The sequence below is a fragment of the Pantoea sp. AG702 genome (assembly GCF_003182295.1).
Taxonomy (GTDB): domain Bacteria; phylum Pseudomonadota; class Gammaproteobacteria; order Enterobacterales; family Enterobacteriaceae; genus Pantoea; species Pantoea ananatis.
Window position 1 is genome coordinate 216,392 of the sequence record NZ_QGTU01000001.1, and the last position, 17,299, is coordinate 233,690.

Sequence of the window (17,299 nt, forward strand, 5' to 3'; positions counted from 1 at the left end):
CTGGTCTACTCAAGTTCCCCCTTGCCGTGCCGTTAACCCCGATCAGGCAATAGCGCCACAAAAGGTCCAGGGGAACAATGATGTTAAAGACCACGCAATCCCGCTTCACAGCAACGCTTATCGGTTTTTTTGTTGCGCTAGTGTTGGTCACTATTTGGGTGATCAACCAGTTTGTCGCGCCTCAGTTGGTGGACAATGAAAGCCGCCTGATTCGCTATCAGGTGGATTCGCTGGCAACCGGCATCGTTGAGCAAATGAACCGTGTTCAGGCACAGCAACGTGCCATTACCGAGGCCGCCTCGGTCATCGACAGCGCCGCCATCGACACCTTATTACCTGCACTGGTCAACCAGTATCAGGACAGTAACGTTTTCGGTGGCGGTATCTGGCCTTTACCCCATCGTCGCGAGGCGGGTAAAGAGAAAGACAGCAGCTTTTTTGCACGTGACGCCAGCAACAAGCTCCAGGTTAACACCTACTGGAACACTGAAGCCGCGGACAAATACTGGGAGCAGCCCTGGTATAAAGACGGCATGGCCGCGCCGAAAGGGCAGTGCGCCTGGGCTAAAGCTTATCAGGATGCCGCCAGCCCACAGCCGCGTACCAACTGTGCCATGGCAATCTACCGCGATGGGACAGTCTGGGGCGTTTCCACCATCGACGTTACGCTGGGTTTCTTCAACCAACTGGCTAAAAAGATGGGCGAGGCGATTCATGGAGACGTCCTGATCGTTGAGTCCGACGGCAAAGTCGTGGGTAACGCGGCGCTGGTTAACGGCACGCCGAAACTCGAAAACCTGAGCGATCTGCAAAATCCTATGGCTGCGCCGCTGAAAGCGATGCTTGCCAGTGCGGGGACAAAGTCCGCAGAGTCAACCTATAGCAGCAACGATGGCGAGCAAACGCTGTTTCTGCAGGCTATTCCGGGCAGCCCGTGGTATCTGGCCAGTAGTGTACCGTCCAGCCTGCTGAAAGCCCAGTCCCACAATATGCTGATGCGCCTGGGTTTGGTGCAGATCCCTCTGGCCATTATTCTGTTGCTGGTCATGCTGGGTTTCATGCGCGCCATGATGAAGCGTTTGAGCATGCTCAACCAAAATATCGAAGCGCTGTCGACAGGGGGCGCGGATCTCACGCAGCGTCTGCCAGCCAGTAACAGCCCGGAATTTAACGCCGTTGCGCAGAGCTTTAACCACTTTATCAGCTATCTGCAGGGGTTAATGCAGCAGGTCGGCAGCAGCGCCCTGGCCATCTCTGCGGCGTCGCGTGAAATTGCCAGCGGCAACACCAACCTCTCCTCGCGCACGGAAGAGCAGGCCAGCTCGATTGTTGAAACGGCGGCTTCTATGGAGCAACTGACCGGCACTGTACGCCAGAACGCCGACAACGCAACGCATGCGAACCAGCTGGCGGGTGAGGCTTCTAAAGTGGCGTCGCGCGGAACGGAAGTGGTTCGTCAGGTGGTGAGCACGATGGGCGAAATTCACCACTCTTCGCGTAAAGTCGTCGATATCATCAGCGTGATCGACAGCATTGCCTTCCAGACCAATATCCTGGCACTCAACGCCGCCGTTGAAGCCGCGCGTGCTGGCGAGCAGGGCCGTGGTTTTGCCGTGGTCGCCTCGGAGGTGCGTAATCTGGCGCAGCGTTCGGCCAACTCCGCACGTGAAATCAAAAAACTGATCGAAGAGTCGGTCGCGAATATCGATGCAGGCAGTCAGCTGGTCGAACAGGCAGGACAAACCATGGACGAGCTGGTGCAGGGCGTGAGCAGCGTCACTACGCTAATGAGCGAGATCATGGCCGCCAGTCGTGAGCAGAGCATGGGCATCGAACAGGTTAACGTTGCCATTACTCAGCTTGACGGCACCACGCAGCAGAACGCCGTCTTAGTGGAAGAGGTCTCCTCTGCCGCGCAGGCGATGGAAGCCCAGAGTCTGCAACTGGAACAGGTTGTACAAAGCTTCAAACTGTAATTCACAGTCAGGCCAGCGCCCGCTGGCCTGACGTTTTCGACGATCGCCATTGCCGTCTGACAGATTTGTGCATAAACAGCACAATTTTATCCCCTCAACCTCCCCAATCTTGTGCCAGAATAATGAGGAATACACTCAAGGAATCCTCATGTCTGCTATTGAAGTTATCCTCGTCGACCATCTTGATCGTCCCACCGGCAAAATGGAAAAGTTGGAAGTGCATGAAAAAGGATTACTGCACCGCGCTGTCACGGTGTACGTTTTTAACACCCGGCAGGAGCTGCTGCTCCAGCGTCGCGCCAGTGATAAATATCACTGCGGCGGATTATGGAGCAATACCTGCTGCGGTCATCCTTATCCTCATGAATCGACTAAAGAGGCGGCCGAACGCCGTCTGCGCGAAGAAATGGGCATGATCCTGTCGCTGACGCCTGTCTTCGAACTGAGCTATAACCTGCCGCTCAGTAATGGCCTGACAGAGCACGAGTACGGCCATGTCTTTTTTGCCGTGAGCGACGCGCTGCCCGTGCTTAATCCGCAGGAGGCGGATGCATTTGACTACCGCTCAATGCAGGATATTGCCCAGCAAATGCAGCAGCAGCCCCAGCAGTTTACGCCCTGGTTCCTTCATACCTTTCCCCGTATTCCTGCCTGTCTCGACAGTTTCACTTTCCCGGCTTAATCACCGAGCCCTGGCCGATGCGGTCAGGGTTAGCCGCGTCTGATTTCAGGACAAAACAGATCGCGGAATGCGATTGCCAGGCTACGCTTTTATTGCAACCTCTAAAACGGTGGGCGTGCCTGTCAGGTTATCCCTACGGCCAACCGTACTTCCAGATAAATACATCAATAAGGAAAGCATCATGGCAAACATTCGCGGTTTGGCCGGCATCAGCCTTTTACTGCTGAGTCTGGGAATGGCACACGCGGCCGACCCGGTGCGTGTGGGTTCCAAGATAGATACTGAAGGCTCACTGCTGGGCAATGTCATCCTGCTGGTGCTGGAAAAGCACGGCGTCAAGACCGTTAACAAAATTCAGCTGGGGGCAACCCAGGTGGTGCGGGGCGCCATCACCGCGGGCGAACTGGATATCTACCCGGAATACACCGGCAACGGAGCCTTCTTTTTTAATGATGAAAAAGACAGTGCCTGGAAGCATGCCCGCGAAGGCTATGAAAAAGTGAAAAAACTTGATGCCGAAAAAAATCACCTCGTGTGGCTGACGCCCGCCCCGGCGAACAACACCTGGACCATCGCGGTCCGTAACGACGTCGCGGAGAAAAATCACCTCAACTCCCTTGACGATCTCAGCGCCTATCTGAAAAAAGGGGGCACGTTCAAGCTGGCTGCCTCTGCGGAATTTATCGAACGCAGTGATGCGCTTCCCGCATTCGAAAAAGCCTATGGCTTTACGTTAAAACAGGATCAGCTGTTATCGTTGGCCGGGGGCGATACCGCCGTGACTATCGGCGCAGCCGCGCAGCAAACGTCAGGCGTCAATGCCGCCATGGCTTACGGTACGGATGGCCCGGTTGCCGCGTTGGGCCTGAAAACGCTCAGTGACCCAAAAGGCGTTCAGCCCATTTATGCGCCTGCGCCAGTAGTGCGTGAAGCGGTTCTCCAGGCTTACCCGCAAATGGCTGCATGGCTTAAACCCGTTTTCAGTGCGCTGGATGAAAAGACATTGCAGCAGCTCAACGCCAAAATTGCCGTTGAAGGGCAGGACGCCAGCAGCGTGGCGAAAGCGTGGTTAGAACAGAAAAAGCTGCTGTAACCGATGTGGCTATCGCGGGAGGCGATATCCCGGCCTCGACAGCAGCCGGTGGCGCTGGTACTGATTATGTTACTGAGCCTGACGTCAGGCTGCCTGCCGTTTGTGAGCTTTGCGGCTAATCGTCTGGTTGCCGGCCAGCCGGTGATGCTCTGGCAAATGGCGCACGGCATGGCGCTTCTGCCCCCGCTGGCGTTGCTGTGGTTACTGCTGTGGGCCAGACCGACGGGGTTTCGCTGCGCGTTGCAGTTAATAAGCGCCGGGCTGGTGCTGGCGGTCATGATCTGGCTCAGCGGCGACCAGGCCAGGGTGCTGGCCGGGCAGGGCAGCCGACTGGCGCGAACCAGCTTTGCGAGCGGCATGTGGTGCGGCAGCGCGCTGACGCTACTGTTGATCACCGATACCGCGCGTGCGCTCACCCGCCGCAGGCTGTGGCAACTGGTGCTGAATCTGCTGGTATGGATCCTTCCCCTCTGGCTGCTGTTCAGCGGCCAGCTGGACGACCTGTCGTTACTGAAAGAATATGCCAACCGCCAGTCGGTCTTTGATGCGGCCTTATTGCGTCATCTGACGCTACTGGCCGCCACCGTCCTGCCTGCTTTACTGATTGCTTTCCCGCTGGGCATCGTGCTTTACCGGCGATCCGGCTGGCAAAGCAGCGTCTTCGGCGTGCTGAATGTGGTTCAGACGGTGCCCTCCGTGGCGCTGTTTGGCTTACTCATTGCCCCACTGGCGGGGCTGGCAAAACGCTTTCCCTGGGCAGGTGCATGGGGCATCAGCGGCATTGGCATGGCGCCCGCGCTGATCGCGCTGGTGTTGTATGCCCTGTTGCCGCTGGTGCGCAGCGTGGTAACCGGACTGCAGCAGGTGCCGCCAGACGTGCGCGAAAGTGCGCGCGGCATGGGGCTGAGCGGCAGGCAGCAGTTTTTCGCCGTGGAGGTGCCGCTGGCCTTGCCGGTGTGGTTGTCGGGCATACGGGTTGTGGTGGTGCAGACACTGGGCATGGCCGTGGTGGCGGCGCTGATCGGCGCAGGCGGATTCGGCGCGATTATTTTCCAGGGGCTGCTGAGCAACGCGCTGGACTTAGTGCTGTTAGGCGTGATCCCGGTGATTGCGATGGCGGTGACTTTGGATGCGTTATTCCGCTTGTTGATTTCCCTGCTGGAGAGAAAAGATGATTCAGTTTGATGGCGTCACCCGGTTCTTTGCGGGTAAAGCCGCGGTTAAAAACCTGTCGCTGACCATCGCAAAAGGAACCTTTACCGTGCTGCTGGGCACCTCGGGCTCAGGTAAATCGACCACGCTTAAAATGATTAATCGTCTGGTGGAGTACGATGAAGGGGAAATCCGCTTTGCAGGCGAATCCATTCGTCAGATGGATGCCCAGGCGCTGCGCCGCCGTACCGGCTATGCCATTCAGTCGATTGGTCTGTTTCCGCACTGGACGATTGAAAAGAACATGGCTACCGTCCCTGCCTTGCTGGGCTGGTCAAAAGCGCGCAGGCGCGAACGTATTGACGAGTTGATCGCACTGCTGAATTTGGATCCGGCATTACTTCGCCGCTATCCACATCAGCTCTCCGGGGGACAACAGCAGCGCGTTGGTGTTGCGCGGGCGCTGGCGGCGGATCCTGACGTACTGCTGATGGATGAACCCTTTGGCGCACTGGACCCGGTCACGCGCACTGCGCTTCAGCAGGAGATGTTACGCATTCACCGTGCTTCAGGGTGCACCATCGTGCTGGTCACGCACGATATTGATGAAGCCCTGACGCTGGCCGACAATATTGTACTCATGGACGACGGTGAGATCGTTCAGCAGGGTAAACCGCTTGAATTGCTGACCCGGCCAGGCAACGACTTTGTGCGTGATTTTCTGGGGCGCAGCGAGATAGGGCTGCATCTGCTGGCGCTTGGCCAGGTGGGACGCGCAGTACGTCGTGGGGAATGGCTGGATGCCGAGCCGCTGGCGGCGACGCTGAGCCTGCGCGAAGCGTTGTCACAGTTTATCAGCCGCGGCACGGATAAACTGCCCGTCGTAGATGCGCATCAGCAACCGCTGGGCGTGCTCTACTTCAGCGATCTCCTTCATCACGCAGAGGCTCAACAATGCGACGGTTAGCCGATCCTCTGCTGTGGCTGGTCCTGTTTTATCTCAGCCTGCTGGCGGCCATGCCCTACAGCGGCCCCGTGTTTGCCGCCTGGTTTCCCGATCTGGCCCGCCCGCTTTATCAGCAGGACAGTTTCTGGCAGCTCACCCTGGCACATCTTTTTCTGGTGGTAACCGCCAGCCTGATGGCGGTTGCTATCGGCGTCGGCAGCGGCGTGCTGGTCACTCGCCCTGCGGGACGGGCTTTTCGCCCGTTGTTGGAAACCATCGCCGCCGCCGGTCAGACGATCCCGCCGGTGGCGGTGCTGGCGATAGCCGTGCCTGTCATGGGATTCGGCGCGTGGCCTGCCGTGGTGGCATTGCTGCTTTATGGGCTGCTGCCAATTTTACAGGGCACACTGGCGGGGCTGGACAGCGTCCCGGCCAGCAGTCGTGAGATCGCCGTGGGTGTCGGCATGAGTGGCTGGCAGCGTTTGTGGCAGGTTGAGCTTGCGCTGGCGGCACCGGTGATCATTGCCGGGATACGTAACTCCGTCATCATCAATATCGGCACGGCGGCCATCGCCTCTACCGTCGGGGCAAAGAGCCTGGGATCGCCCATCATCATCGGCCTGAGCGGCTTTAATACCGCCTATGTCATACAAGGCGCGTTGCTGGTCGGGCTGTTAGCGATCGTCAGCGATCGCCTGTTTGAACGGCTGCAGCGCCGTCTTAGCGTGAATGAACGATAAGTGAATAGCCAACCAGCATAAGTCCACTGGTGCCGCCGATAGCCATAATGGCAAACAGCGTGGCAAAAAATGTTTTTTTCCAGTTCATAACTAACCTGAGGGTGTTTACGTCAAGGCGGGGATAATAGCGCGCGCAAGGCAGCAGTCATAGTGCCGAGCGTGCGTTTTTATTTCAGTGTGCGTCGTGCAAACGTACAGAGAATCCCTGTTCCTGCCAGTGTGCCAGCTGTTCCTGCTGACGGCGCGTCAGTCTTTTACCGGTAAAAACAAACATATTCAGCCCCGGAAATAACTCGGGCCGGGGAACATCAAGCGGTTCGGCAAGCACGTCGATGCGCCAGCCGTGCTGCGACAGTCGCCATCCTTCCAGCCAGATGCGCGTGCGATCTTCAATGCCCCAGCCAATAATCAGCGCTTCTTTACCGGCTTTTTTGCGACTGCTTGCCAGACAAAAAGCCACGTAGTCGATCAGGATGCCATCCAGCAGGCTGCACATTGTCCGTGCTGTATTCTGATCCAGGCTGAGTTTCTGCCTTATGGGCATAAAAACGTGATCGATCAAGGCATCAACCGCATGTTCGCGACCAATTAAAGCGATCTTGTTGCGTAGCTTAGCCGGTCTTACATGGCGCAGTATGCTGATGAGTTCGTCCTGCATGGCGGTCCAGCCATCGTTGGAATCAACATCTCCACCTTCCAGTAGTGCTTTGACCTTGCCTACTGGTACTCCACTTTCAATCCAGCGCATGATTTCCTGGATACGCTGAACATCTTCTTCATCGAACTGTCGATGACCGCCTTCGGTACGTTGTGGTTTCAATAATCCATAACGTCGTTGCCAGGCGCGTAAGGTAACCGGATTTATGCCACAGCGTTCGGCGACATCGCCGATACTGTATAAGGTCATATTTACCTCTTTAAACTGACCTGAGTTAAAACACCATAACGAAGCCTGTTAAGTTGTACAACCAATTTTTAGATGTACAACTTGACGGCTGCGCTTAATTGTTGTTCTATCTCAGTTATGAGATTTATTTTTCATAAGTGAGATGAAACATGTCTTTTGATAATACGGAGCAACGCTTAGCAGCCCGCCTTGCAGAATTACGGATGAAGCAGGGTTGGTCACTTGATGAACTCTCAACCGCCACCGGCATTAGCCGGCCCACATTATCGCGTATTGAGCGTGCTGAAACCAGCCCAACGGCTGCCCTGCTTAATCGTTTGTGTGTGGCTTACAGTCTGACCATGTCGCGCCTGCTGAGCGAAGTGGAAGCGGAAAGCGATCTCCTGATCCCTCGCGAACGCCAGCCGATCTGGAACGACGAAGCCAGTGGATTTAGCCGCCGCAATGTCTCACCGCCCGCCCATAATTTCCGCTGTGAGCTGATCGAAGGCACACTGCGGCCCGGCGCGCGCGTCGAATACGACGCGCCACCGCTACAGGGCATGGAACAACATATCTGGATGCAACAGGGACAGCTGACGATAACCATGGGCGCGCAGAGCTGGACCTTAGCACCCGGCGACAGCCTGCGTTTTCATCTTAGCGGCGCGTCCGCTTTTCAGGCACATCTTACTGAAGGTGCCCGCTACTTACTGGTGGTCTGCAAATCATGATGACGTATCAACAACTCAGCGCCGCTGAGGCACAACAGGTTTTACCCGAACTGGCCCAGGTCTTACAGGCCTGTGTGGCCGAGGGTGCCAGCATCGGTTTTATCGATCCTGAAAACATCAGCGTGATGACCCTTTTTTGGCAAAATCAGCTTGCCGCGCTGGAAAAAGGCCAGAGTGAACTGCTGGTTGCCCGCCAGCATGGCCGGGTGGTGGGCACCGTGATGCTCAATGACAGCGCCATGCCCAATGGAAGCCATAGGGCCGAAGTCAGTAAGCTGCTCGTGCATCCGCAGGCGCGGCGGCAGGGGATAGCGCGCAGGTTAATGCAGCAGGCAGAACAGCGGGCGCATCAGAAGGGAAAACGCCTGCTGGTGCTGGACACCCGATCCGGGGACGTGGCAAGCGATCTTTATCGCGCGCTGCACTGGCAGGTTGCGGGTGAAATTCCTGCCTATGCGCAGTCTATTGAGGGAAAACTGGACCCGACCACAGTGATGTTTAAGGTGCTGGATTCGCACGGCGGCTGAAGTACAGGCCTTCGGGCCGCCGCCTTATCCCTGCGCAACACGCGACAACGCGCCACGGCGGCTGTGGCCTGCTGTTGACCCGACAGCACGAGCAGGCCTTTTCTGAAGCCAGCACGAAAAAACAGACCCGAAAGCTGACGTCACTGCGATACTGTGTAAAAATACAGGCCATCGAGTAAAGCGGTAATCTTAACATGGCCCTGACAGCAGCATTAAAAAGCCAGATCGCACAGTGGTATAAAGCGCTGCAGCAACAGGTGCCAGACTTTATTCCCCGTCCTGCCCAGCGGCAGATGATCGCGGAGGTCGCGAAATGTCTGTCGGGTGATGACGGTCGCCACCTGGCTGTAGAAGCGCCGACTGGCGTGGGCAAAACCCTTTCGTATCTTATTCCTGGCATCGCCGTCAGCCGCGCGGAAGAGAAGCGGCTGGTGATCAGCACGGCCAACGTCGCCTTGCAGGATCAGATCTTCAGCAAAGATTTGCCATTGCTTAAAAAAATCATTCCGGATCTCACCTTTACTGCTGCCTTTGGACGCGGGCGCTATGTGTGTCCGCGCAATCTGGCCGCGCTGGTCGCAGACGATAATCAGCAGGCCGATTTGCTGTTCTACCTGGATGACGAAGCGGTCAGCAGCACCAAAGAAGAGCAGATCCAGTGCGGACGGCTGCAAAAGTCACTGGATCGCTATCAGTGGGATGGCCTGCGCGATCACAGCGAGGAGAACGTCAGCGACAGCCTGTGGCAGCGTCTGTCTACTGACAAAGCCAGTTGCCTTGGCGTGCATTGCCGCTGGTACCGCGAATGTCCGTTTTTCGTTGCCCGGCGGGAAATCGAGCAGGTCGATGTGGTGGTAGCCAACCACGCGCTGGTGATGGCGGCCATGGAAAACGAATCGGTGCTGCCCCCGGCCAAAAATCTGATGCTGGTGCTGGATGAAGGGCATCACCTGCCTGAAGTGGCGCGTGATGCACTGGAGATGAGCGCCGATATCACGCCCGGCTGGACCAGCCTGCAGCTCGATCTGTTTGTGAAGCTGGTGGAGGCGATTATGAGCCAGATGCGGCCCAAATCACCCCCGCCGTTGGCTAATCCCGAACGTCTTAAAGCCCACTGTGATGAACTGCGCGAACGCCTTGCCACCATAAGTGAGGCATTAAGCCCATTGCTTCCGCCGCACAATCAGCCCGGCGAGTTTCGTTTCGTGTTGGGCACCTTACCTGACGAGCTGCTGGCGCTGTGCGCCCGGCTGTTCAAGCTGAGCGACGGGCTACGTGGGCTCAGCGAAGGGTTGATTAACGCCTTGAGTGAACAAACCGGAAGCGTCGATCTCGTGCGTCTGCACCGCAATTTATTGCAGCTCAACCGCCACTTTGGCTGGTTTGAATCAGTCAGCAAGCTGTGGCGACTGGCTGCGATGGAAAAAGCCTCTGGTGCGCCCGTTTCAAAATGGATAACCCGTGAACTGCGCGACGGTCAGGCACACCTGTTCTTCCACTGCGCGGGAATTCGCGTCTGCGATCAGCTGGAAAAAATGCTGTGGCGCAAGATTCCTCACGTTGTCGTGACCTCCGCGACCTTGCGCTCATTGAACAGCTTTAGCCGCCTGCAGGAAATGTCGGGGTTGAATGAAAAGGCGGGCGACCGTTTTGTGGCACTGGCGTCGCCGTTCAGCCACGTCGATCAGGGCAAGCTGGTGATCCCGCAGATGCGCTACGAACCGTTGATGGCGAATGAGGCTGAGCACATCGCGGAGATGGCGGCCTTTTTCCGCCAGCAAATGCAGACAGAAAAGCATAAAGGCGTGCTGGTGTTATTTGCCAGCGGGCGCGCCATGCAACAGTTTGTCGAGGCGCTGCCAGAATTACGACTGATGATGCTGGTGCAGGGCGATCAGCCCCGCAGTCGCCTGATCGCCCTGCACCGCAAACGGGTAGAGCAGGGCGATACCAGTATTCTCATCGGCCTGCAGTCGTTTGCGGAAGGGCTGGATTTAAAAGGTGAGCTGCTCAGTCAGGTACATATCCATAAAATTGCTTTTCCGCCCATAGACAGTCCGGTAATTTTAACCGAGGGCGAATGGCTGAAGAGCCTCAGGCGTTATCCGTTTGAGGTACAGAGCTTACCCAGCGCCTCTTTTACGCTGATTCAGCAGGTCGGGCGTTTGATCCGCAGCCATCAGTGTTTTGGCGAGATAGTTATTTACGATCGCCGCCTGTTGAGTAAAGCTTACGGCAGTCGGCTGCTGGCGGCGCTGCCGGTGTTTTCAATTGAGCAGCCGGTCACGCCTGAACCCGAGGCCAGAAACACCAAACCCAATCCCGGCACGCGCAAACCGCGTGCGAAGCGGCGTTAAGTCGTTGCCACTGAGCGGAAATGCGTGATGGAACTGAATAAAATTATCAAAGAAGTCGGGCGCGGTAAGAACCATGCTCGCGATATCGATTTCGACAGTGCCCTGGCACTCTACGGCGCAATGCTGGACGGCGAGGTGCCGGATCTTGAAATGGGCAGTATTTTAATCGCCCTGCGAATCAAAGGTGAAGGCGAAGCAGAAATGCGCGGCTTCTATCAGGCGATGCAGTCGCGTGTGATGCGCCTGCAGGCGCCGAGCGGTCGTCCCATGCCTGTGGTCATTCCCAGCTATAACGGTGCGCGCCGTCAGGGAAATTTAACCCCATTACTGGCGCAGGTGCTTAACAGGCTCGGTCTGCCCGTGCTGGTTCACGGCGTCAGTGACGATGCCACGCGCGTGACCAGCGAAGCGGTCTTTGCCGCGCTGGGGATCGTGCCGGTCACTACGGCCGAACAGGCACAGGCAAAGCTCGACAGGGGTGAGCTGGCCTTTATTACCATCGATCACCTCTGCCCACCCATGGCAAAACAGCTGTCGTTACGCTGGCGCATGGGCGTGCGTAACAGCGCCCACACGCTGGCGAAGCTGGCCACGCCGTTTGGTGAGCGCGAGGCCCTGCGCCTGTCAAGCGTATCCCACCCGGAGTATGTTCCACGGGTGGCGACCTTTTTTAGCGCTATTGATGCCCCCGCGATTCTGCTGAACGGGACCGAAGGTGAGGTTTATGCCAATCCGCAGCGCTGCCCGGCCATCAGCTATGTGGGCGGTGCAGCACAGCAGGCGGAGGTCTGGGTAGAGAGACAGCCGGAGGTAGCGGTGCCGCTGCCCGCCGACAAGTCGGCCGCCGAGACAGCGCGGTGGACGGAAGAGGTGCTGAATCACCAGCGCCCTCTGCCAGAGGCGCTGCGACTGCAAATTGCCTGCTGCCTGCGCGCAAGCGGTCAGTGCGCCTCGCGGGAAGCCGGCCTTGAGAAACTGGCGGCGGCCGGTTTTTAACGGTGAGCCTGTGGCAGGGCGTGCTCAACCAGGTTTTGCCAGAAGCGGATACCGGTGGGGATGAGCGCATCGTTGAAATCGTAGTGAGCATTATGTAAGGGGGCGGATGGGGTTGCACCATCTGCACCGAGCCAGAAATAGGCCCCCGGGCAGGCTTCCAGCATGCAGGCGAAATCTTCAGAGGCCATAGAGGGATTCACCTGCCACCGCACCTGCTCTTCCCCCAGCGTACTGACGGCAACGTCGTGAACCTGCCGGGCCGGGCCTGTATGGTTGGTTGTCACCGGGTAGCCAGGTAGCCAGCGAATCGCGCCGCAGACGCCAAAGGGTTTCGGCAGCGTAGTGACAAAATCATCAATAAGCGCATGAACCCGTTTGCGCACATCGTCTTGCAGGCAGCGCACGGTGCCGCGCAGAACGATCTGTTCGGGAATCACGTTAATTGCCTCACCACCCTGAATCTGCGTGACGCTCACCACGGCTGAGGAAAGGGGAGAAAGGCGACGTGAGGGGATCGTTTGCAGGGCCAGAATCAGTTCAGCTGCCACCACCATCGGGTCGGCACCGCTTTCCGGCATGGCCGCGTGGCAGCTTTTACCGCTCAGCGTAATTTCAAACGCATCCAGTGAGGCCATCATCGCACCGGCGTTAACCGCCAGCGATCCCAGCGGCAGGCCGGGCCAGTTGTGCATCGCATAGACAGCATCCATGGGGAAACGGGTAAATAATCCCTCTTCCACCATTTTCCGGGCGCCGCCGAGGTTTTCTTCCGCAGGCTGAAAAATAAAATGCACCGTGCCGCTGAACTGACGCGTGGCGGCAAGCTGTCTGGCGGCCGCCAGTAAAATCGCCGTGTGGCCATCATGGCCGCAGGCGTGCATCACACCAGGTTTACTGGAGCGCCAGGCGGTTTCGCCTTTTTCATTGATGGGCAGCGCGTCCATATCGGCACGCAGGCCGATGACCGGTCCGCTTCCATTTTTCAGGGTGCCAACCACGCCCGTCCCGGCAAGACCACGAAATACCTGCAGGCCCGCCTGCTCAAGTTCATGCGCAACCTTATCGCTGGTCCGATGTTCCTCATAGCCGAGTTCGGGTTCGCGATGAAACTGGTGGCGCCAGCGCAGCGCATCATCAAGCAGGTCAGAGGAAAGAGTCATGCAATGTCGCGCTCCATATCATTCAGGAAGATTCACTTTAGAGGCCGGGCGAGAGCGCGTCTATCGCCAGGCGCGATAAAATAGCGAATGGGCTAAATCAAAATGGAATAAGTAATAAACAAGCGTGCAACCGTATCGCCTGTTATGCCGACTCACGCTTAATTAAATGGAAGCCGATATCAATAATGCTTTCTGCGCAGGGACGCTGTTCAATCCGATCGGCCAGCAGCGTAGCGGCACGTTGACCTATAGCGACCCGATCGACGCTGACCGTGGTGAGGGCAGGGCGATTGCTGGCAGCAAAATCCAGATCGCCAAAGCCCATCACCGCAATATCTTCAGGCACGCGCAGGCCACGGCTTTCTGCCTCCATAATCGCACCCTGTGCCAGCGTGTCTGAACTGCAGACGATGACGTCATACTCACCCTGATCGAAGAGCTGCGTTAAACCGGCGCGTCCGGATGCCAGAGAGGCGGGGAGCGCCGCGTCTGCCTGTGGGATTGCGTCAATTCCTTGCTGGCTGAAGACGTCACATAATCCCTGTTTACGCTGTCCGGCACGTTTGTCTGACGTCCACACCAGGCCGGGCCGACGGAAGCCTTGTTCAAGCAGGTATTCTGCCGTGGCCTGACCGACGCGTTGATGCGAGAATCCCACCAGCATATCGAGCGGCGTTGGCGTCAGATCCCAGATTTCAACGACCGGTATCGCGGCATTCAGGATCACCTTTTTAAGGGCGGCCGAATGATGGATCCCGGTCAGAACAATCCCGTCCGGACGTCGTGACAGCAGTGTTGCCACCAGTTCGGCTTCAGTATCAGTGCGATAGCCCGCCACGCTCAGCAGGATATGATAACCCCGCAAGCCCAGCTCATCACTCAACGACTGAATGGTATCCACGAACATGTTGTTGTTGATTTGCGGCACCACGACAGCGATGAGCTTACTGCGCCTTGAAGCCAGGCTTCCCGCCAGCGCATTAGGAATGTATCCCGTCACCCGCACCGCCTCCATGACTCTTTCTGCCGTTTTAGGCCGCACTAACTGCGGGGCATTCAGCACGCGGCTGACGGTCATCGGTGACAGTCCGGCATGGCGGGCGACATCTTCAAGCGTGGGCGCATGGGTCGGTTTCGAACTTTTCACGGCAATCCATTTCACGGTGACGGCGGTATTCGCACTGGCATTATTCTTCATGTTCCTGAGCATTTCCAGCCGGTGCGTTACGCATTAAGCAGTATGCGCTGACATGACTAAAAAAATTCGCGATAGATGTTAACGCAATCATTATGTTGTTTAACACGAAGAAAAAGTCATAAATGCGATCTCGCTGGCAGCATGGCTCCCTTTATGCAAGGTAAATGTGATCTGTTGTTCAAAATAAACACAACGCAGTTTTCTGCCGCAGGCCGGGGTGTAAAGATAAAAATGTTAGCGCAATCATTTTTAGACCACAGGAGATAACTATGTCTGTAAGCGCAAATTCTCATGCCGTGAGCTATGCCAAAACGGTAAACGCAAAAACGGCGGCTGACGTCGGTGATCGTATTGAATGGGTCAAACTCTCCCTGTCGATTTTACCCCTGGCCACGCCCGTCAGCGATGCCAAGGTGCTGACAGGGCGCCAAAAGCCGTTAACCGAAGTGGCCATTATCATTGCTGAAATTCGTAGCCGTGAGGGTTTTGAAGGGGTGGGATTCAGCTATTCCAAACGCGCTGGCGGGCAGGGCATTTACGCGCATGCTAAGGAGATTGCCGATAATCTGCTGGGGGAAGATCCAAACGATATTGATAAAATCTACACCAAACTGTTGTGGGCGGGCGCATCGGTAGGACGAAGCGGCATGGCGGTGCAGGCTATCTCTCCCATTGATATTGCGCTGTGGGATATGAAAGCGAAACGCGCCGGGCTGCCGTTGGCAAAACTGTTAGGTTCCCATCGTGATTCCGTACAGTGCTACAACACCTCGGGCGGCTTCCTGCATACACCGCTGGAGCAGGTATTAAAGAACGTGGTGATTTCACGTGAAAACGGCATCGGCGGGATCAAGTTGAAAGTGGGGCAGCCAAACTGTGCCGAAGACATTCGTCGCTTAACGGCAGTGCGTGAAGCGCTGGGCGACGATTTTCCGTTGATGGTTGATGCCAACCAACAGTGGGATCGTGAGACCGCTATCCGTATGGGCCGCAAAATGGAGCCGTTCAATCTGATCTGGATTGAAGAACCGCTGGATGCTTACGATGTGGAAGGCCATGCACAACTGGCCGCCGCGCTGGACACGCCCATTGCGACCGGTGAGATGCTCACCAGCTTCCGTGAGCATGAGCAACTGATTTTGGGCAACGCCAGTGATTTCGTTCAGCCGGATGCGCCGCGCGTGGGTGGCATTTCCCCTTTCCTGAAAATCATGGATCTGGCGGCGAAGCACGGTCGTAAGCTTGCGCCACATTTCGCCATGGAAGTTCACCTGCATCTGGCGGCGGCCTATCCGCTTGAGCCCTGGCTGGAGCATTTCGAATGGCTGAACCCGTTATTTAATGAGCAACTGGAATTACGTGACGGACGGATGTTTGTTTCAGATCGCCACGGACTTGGTTTTACGCTCAGCGAACAAGCACGAAGCTGGACTCAATTAACCTGTGAGTTCGGCAAACGTCCCTAATCTTTTTGGCGGGAATCTCTCCCGCCACCTCTCCTTTTAAATCTCTCTCAACCCGATATCCAGGAGTGGGTGATGAATACAATAATAAAACGTACCAAGGTACGTTATTCTATTTTGCTATTTCTGTTTCTTGCCACCGTATTTAATTATGCCGATCGTGCGACGTTATCTGTTGTCGCGCCTTTTATGAGTCAGGAGTTGGGCTTTGATCCTGAAGCAATGGGGCTGGCCTTTTCGGCCTTTGGTATTGCCTATGTCATTATGCAATTACCCGGCGGCTGGTTACTGGACCGCTATGGTGCCCGCATGGTATACGGCTGTGCGCTGATTGGCTGGTCGCTGGTGACCATGCTGCAGGGCACGATTTATCTCTACGCCAGTCCGCTTATCGTTCTGGTGATTTTGCGTTTATTAATGGGGGCCATTGAAGCGCCAGCTTTTCCGGCAAACAGTCGGTTAAGTGTGCAGTGGTTTCCAAATAAAGAGCGGGGATTTGTGACGTCGATTTATCAGTCAGCACAATATATCTCGCTCGGAATTATTACGCCTTTGATGACAATTATTCTTCATAATTTAAGTTGGCACTATGTTTTTTATTATATCGGCGCGATTGGCGTTATTTTAGGGATCGTCTGGCTGTTTAAAGTCAGAGATCCCTTACAGCATCCCAAAGTAAATCAGGAGGAAATCGAGTATATTCGTGACGGCGGTGGAGAACCCGCATTAGGCAGTAAAAAGGCGCAAGAGAAAATTACACTGGCGCAGTTTAAAAGCGTGTGTATTAACCGCATGATGATTGGTGTCTACATTGGCCAGTTTTGTGTCACCTCAATTACCTGGTTCTTCCTGACCTGGTTCCCTACCTATCTCTATCAGGCCAAGGGCATGTCGATTCTGAAAGTGGGATTTATTGCCAGTATACCGGCCATCGCGGGTTTTGTGGGCGGCCTGTTGGGCGGCGTGTTTTCTGATGCGTTACTCAAACGCGGTTACAGCCTGACGGTTGCGCGTAAACTGCCCGTCATCTGTGGGATGCTGCTCTCCTGTGTCATTGTTATCGCCAATTACACGTCCTCGGAAATTGTGGTGGTTGCGGCCATGAGCGTTGCCTTTTTCGCCAAAGGTTTTGGCAACCTGGGCTGGTGTGTGCTGAGCGATACATCGCCGAAAGAGGTGTTGGGCATTGCCGGTGGCGTTTTCAACATGTGCGGCAATATGGCCAGTATCGTTACCCCGCTGGTGATCGGGATCATTCTGGCGAATACGCAATCATTTGATTATGCGATTTTATATGTGGGATCGATGGGGCTGCTCGGCCTGATTTCCTATCTCTTTATTGTCGGGCCTTTGGAACGGATTACGCTGACGTCCACGAAGCCTGAGTAA

The 17,299-nt window shown here is 56.2% G+C and carries 15 protein-coding genes; 12 read left to right on the forward strand and 3 right to left on the reverse strand.

The window, feature by feature from the left end:
- Window positions 1–80 precede the first annotated feature (80 nt).
- From DFO57_RS01060 to DFO57_RS01085, 6 genes are all read left to right on the forward strand, one after another.
- Window positions 81–1,976 carry a methyl-accepting chemotaxis protein gene (locus DFO57_RS01060; protein ID WP_110014987.1) on the forward strand — a complete coding sequence of 632 codons (1,896 nt, stop codon included), beginning with the start codon at window positions 81–83 and terminating at the stop codon, window positions 1,974–1,976.
- A 148-nt stretch (window positions 1,977–2,124) separates the two neighbouring features.
- Entirely contained in the window at window positions 2,125–2,658 is a 534-nt protein-coding gene (gene idi, locus DFO57_RS01065; RefSeq protein WP_014593247.1) for an isopentenyl-diphosphate Delta-isomerase, read from the forward strand.
- 235 nt (window positions 2,659–2,893) lie between these two features.
- Entirely contained in the window at window positions 2,894–3,751 is an 858-nt protein-coding gene (locus DFO57_RS01070; protein WP_085980253.1) for an ABC transporter substrate-binding protein, read from the forward strand.
- 3 nt (window positions 3,752–3,754) lie between these two features.
- A complete protein-coding gene (locus tag DFO57_RS01075) occupies window positions 3,755–4,936 on the forward strand; it encodes an ABC transporter permease (protein WP_028714965.1) in 1,182 nt (393 codons plus the stop codon).
- Complete coding sequence (locus tag DFO57_RS01080) at window positions 4,923–5,870, forward strand: ABC transporter ATP-binding protein (protein ID WP_024470905.1); 948 nt, start codon at window positions 4,923–4,925, stop codon at window positions 5,868–5,870. The genes DFO57_RS01075 and DFO57_RS01080 overlap by 14 nt, the downstream gene beginning before the upstream one ends.
- Window positions 5,858–6,589, forward strand: coding sequence for an ABC transporter permease (locus DFO57_RS01085; RefSeq protein ID WP_024470906.1), 732 nt, complete (start codon window positions 5,858–5,860; stop codon window positions 6,587–6,589). Before DFO57_RS01080 ends, DFO57_RS01085 begins: the two co-directional genes overlap by 13 nt.
- Before the next feature lie 172 nt (window positions 6,590–6,761).
- On the opposite strand, the gene DFO57_RS01090 is transcribed toward DFO57_RS01085, so the two are convergent.
- Window positions 6,762–7,496: a MerR family transcriptional regulator gene (locus DFO57_RS01090; protein ID WP_013025143.1), complete on the reverse strand. Its 735-nt coding sequence runs from the start codon at window positions 7,494–7,496 to the stop codon at window positions 6,762–6,764.
- Window positions 7,497–7,645: 149 nt separating this feature from the next.
- On the opposite strand from DFO57_RS01090, the gene DFO57_RS01095 reads away from it, so the two are divergent.
- From DFO57_RS01095 to ybiB, 4 genes are all read left to right on the forward strand, one after another.
- The gene (locus DFO57_RS01095) at window positions 7,646–8,209 is read left to right on the forward strand and encodes a helix-turn-helix domain-containing protein (protein WP_013025144.1); all 564 of its coding nucleotides are present in this window, start codon (window positions 7,646–7,648) and stop codon (window positions 8,207–8,209) included.
- Window positions 8,206–8,736, forward strand: a complete 531-nt coding sequence (locus DFO57_RS01100; protein ID WP_078828564.1) for a GNAT family N-acetyltransferase — start codon at window positions 8,206–8,208, stop codon at window positions 8,734–8,736. The genes DFO57_RS01095 and DFO57_RS01100 overlap by 4 nt, the downstream gene beginning before the upstream one ends.
- A 194-nt stretch (window positions 8,737–8,930) precedes the next feature.
- A complete protein-coding gene (gene dinG, locus DFO57_RS01105; protein ID WP_014593252.1) occupies window positions 8,931–11,093 on the forward strand; it encodes an ATP-dependent DNA helicase DinG in 2,163 nt (720 codons plus the stop codon).
- A 27-nt stretch (window positions 11,094–11,120) separates the two neighbouring features.
- Window positions 11,121–12,089 carry a DNA-binding protein YbiB gene (gene ybiB / locus DFO57_RS01110; RefSeq protein WP_014593253.1) on the forward strand — a complete coding sequence of 323 codons (969 nt, stop codon included), beginning with the start codon at window positions 11,121–11,123 and terminating at the stop codon, window positions 12,087–12,089.
- Here the strand turns inward: ybiB and DFO57_RS01115 are convergent.
- Window positions 12,086–13,249, reverse strand: a complete 1,164-nt coding sequence (locus DFO57_RS01115) for a M20 aminoacylase family protein (RefSeq protein ID WP_024470907.1) — start codon at window positions 13,247–13,249, stop codon at window positions 12,086–12,088. The genes ybiB and DFO57_RS01115 overlap by 4 nt on opposite strands.
- A 142-nt stretch (window positions 13,250–13,391) precedes the next feature.
- Complete coding sequence (locus tag DFO57_RS01120) at window positions 13,392–14,447, reverse strand: LacI family DNA-binding transcriptional regulator (protein ID WP_019106162.1); 1,056 nt, start codon at window positions 14,445–14,447, stop codon at window positions 13,392–13,394.
- Between the two features lie 269 nt (window positions 14,448–14,716).
- Here DFO57_RS01120 and DFO57_RS01125 point away from each other — a divergent pair, with 269 nt between their 5' ends.
- A complete protein-coding gene (locus tag DFO57_RS01125) occupies window positions 14,717–15,913 on the forward strand; it encodes an L-talarate/galactarate dehydratase (RefSeq protein WP_014593256.1) in 1,197 nt (398 codons plus the stop codon).
- A 72-nt stretch (window positions 15,914–15,985) separates the two neighbouring features.
- A complete protein-coding gene (locus DFO57_RS01130) occupies window positions 15,986–17,299 on the forward strand; it encodes an MFS transporter (RefSeq protein WP_014593257.1) in 1,314 nt (437 codons plus the stop codon).